General features: G+C 71.6%; 2 protein-coding genes. Both read left to right on the top strand.

Annotated features, from left to right (window positions below):
• Positions 1-155: 155 nt before the first annotated feature.
• A complete protein-coding gene (locus VHU88_00010) occupies positions 156-311 on the top strand; it encodes a hypothetical protein (GenBank protein ID HEX3610043.1) in 156 nt (51 codons plus the stop codon).
• A gap of 65 nt (positions 312-376) precedes the next feature.
• Positions 377-2437 (top strand): prolyl oligopeptidase family serine peptidase, encoded by a 2061-nt coding sequence (locus VHU88_00005; GenBank protein ID HEX3610042.1) that lies wholly within the window; start codon positions 377-379, stop codon positions 2435-2437.
• Positions 2438-2528 lie beyond the last annotated feature (91 nt).

Below are 2528 nucleotides of genomic sequence, written 5' to 3'. Positions count from 1 at the left end.
GGGACTATCCGTTATCCGAGGGTGGCGTAACCATGTCGAGAAGATCATCGGTAAGCCGTATGCGGGAAAACCGCACGTACGGATTGAAAGGGGGATGGGGAACCGGGTCCTTCGGGACACCGCGCCCCTGACTACCAATGGGGCAACTTGGCGAGATGTTTCCCGGTCAGAAGTTGGCCAAGCAGACGCCGGAGGAGGCGGGCACCGGTCAGGGTTTCCCGCCCGGCCCGCTCGACCTGGACGGCGGCGTCGTCCAGGTCCGGCGCAAGGCCGCCGAACCGGTGGATGCAGACGAGCCTGCCGAGGACTGACCGGTCGCAGCGGCCCGGCCGAAAACCCGGACGGGCCCTGCCGCACCGTGGCAGGGTGCTGGGATATGTCCTCGATTTCCTTGCCGGACCAACTGTTTCGCACCGGGCGCTTCACGTTCGGCGACCCCAACCAGTTCGCCGTCGCGCTGCGCGGCAGGGCCGTACTGTTCCTGCGCAGCGGGGCCGGCGACGATCCGGTGCACTGCCTGTGGCTGGTGGATCTGGATACCGGCACCGAACGGCTGCTCGTCGATCCGGCCGCGCTCGGCGGTGATCGTGCGGTCGGTCCTGGGATCGGCGGCTATGCCGTGGACAAGGCCGGTGAACTCGCCGCGTTCCTGGTGGCGGGCGAGCTGTGGACCGTGCGGGTCGCGGACGGCCGGACACGGCGTATGCCGGTCCAGGGGCCGGTGACCGATCCGCGTCCCGACCCGGCCGGTCGGCGGATCGCCTACGTGTCCGAGGGCGCCGTGCGGATGCTCGACGCGGACGGCACCGGGGACCGGGCGCTCGCCGCGCCGGACGGACCGGAGGTCACCTTCGGGATCGGCGAGCACACCGACACCACCTCGGTCGATGGTCCGCGTGGGTACTGGTGGGCGCCGGACGGCAACGAACTGCTCGTCGCGCGGGTGGACTCCGCTCCGGTCGACATCTGGTACGTCGCCGATCCGACCGAACCGGCCACCCCGCCGCGCGCGGTGCGCTATGCGGCGGCGGGGACGGCGAACCCCGAGGTCACGTTGTGGCTCATCGGCCTTGACGCGGGCGGGGCAGGGACCGAGGTGCGCTGGGATCGCGGCGCCTTCGAATACCTGGTCGGCGCGGGCTGGGACGAGCACGGGCCGTATGCCGTCGTGCAGTCGCGCAACCAGCGGATCGTCCGGTTTCTCGGGGTCGACCCGGTCAGCGGCGAGACCCGAGTCCGCAACGAGCAGCGCGACGACTGCTGGGTGCAGCTGATCCCCGGCCTGCCGGCGCGCACGAGTTCCGGGGCGGTGCTCGCACACGTCGACGAGGCAGGGACCCGGCAGCTCACCGTGGCCGGCGTCGCGGTCACGCCGGCCGGCCTCCAGGTTCGCGCGGTGGTCGGGGTCGACGGGGATGCGGTGTTTTTCACCGGATCGGATGAACCTACCGAGACGCACCTGTGGAGTTACCGGCCCGACGAGGGCCTGCGGAAGCTGAGCACCGAACCCGGCGTGCACACCGGGACCTGCGGCAACGGCACCCTGGTGCACGTCGCCCGCTGCCCGGACCGGCCGGGTGTGCGGGTCGAGGTGCTGCGGGCCGGGAAACCGGGTGTGCCGATCGGTTCGCTGGTGGCGCGGCCGGTGCTGGACGTGCACCGGACCTCGCTGGTGCTCGGGCCACGTGCGCTGCGCGCGGCGCTGTACCTGCCCTCCTGGCACCGGCCCGGCGACGCGCCACTGCCGGTCCTGCTCGACCCGTACGGGGGAGCGGGCCACCAGCAGGTCACCGCGGAACTGGCCTGGCACTGCCTTGTCTCCCAGTGGTTCGCCGAACAGGGCTTCGCGGTACTGGTCGTCGACGGTGTCGGCACACCGGGACGCGGACCGGACTGGGAGCGGGAGGTGTACGGCGATCTGTTCGGGCCGGTGCTGGACGACCAGGTGGCCGGCCTGCGGGCGGCCGGGCGACTGCGTCCCGAGCTGGACCTCGGCCGGGTCGGTATCCGGGGTTGGTCCTTCGGCGGTTCGCTCGCCGCGCTGGCCGTGCTGCGCAGGCCGGAGGTGTTCCACGCGGCGGTCGCCGGGGCCGGCGTCACCGACCAACTGCGCTACGACGCACACTGGCGCGAGCGGTTCCTCGGCCATCCCGCCGAATTCCCGGCGCGGTACGCGGCATCCTCGCTGGTGACGGCGGCGCTGGAGCTGACTCGGCCGCTGCTGCTGATGCACGGCCTCCTCGACGAGAACGTCTTCCCGTCGAACACGCTGCTGCTCTCCGCCGCGCTGCTGGCTGCCGGACGGCAGCACGAGGTGCTGCTGTTGTCCGGCCTCGGCCACCGGGCGTTCGGCACCGCCGGCACCGCGAACCTACTGCGCCACCAGCTGGACTTCCTGCACCGGCAGCTCCGCGTCGAGCCCGGCACGCGGCCTTAGCACGGCGTGGTGGCGGTCACTTCGCGGCCTCCCGTGATGTCCTCGTGACGTACTCCAATATGGTGTCCCGACTCCAATGTGGTGTCCTGGT

The sequence above is a fragment of the Sporichthyaceae bacterium genome (assembly GCA_036269075.1).
GTDB lineage: Bacteria > Actinomycetota > Actinomycetes > Sporichthyales > Sporichthyaceae > DASQPJ01.
This window is presented reverse-complemented; position numbering and strand designations above follow the sequence as displayed.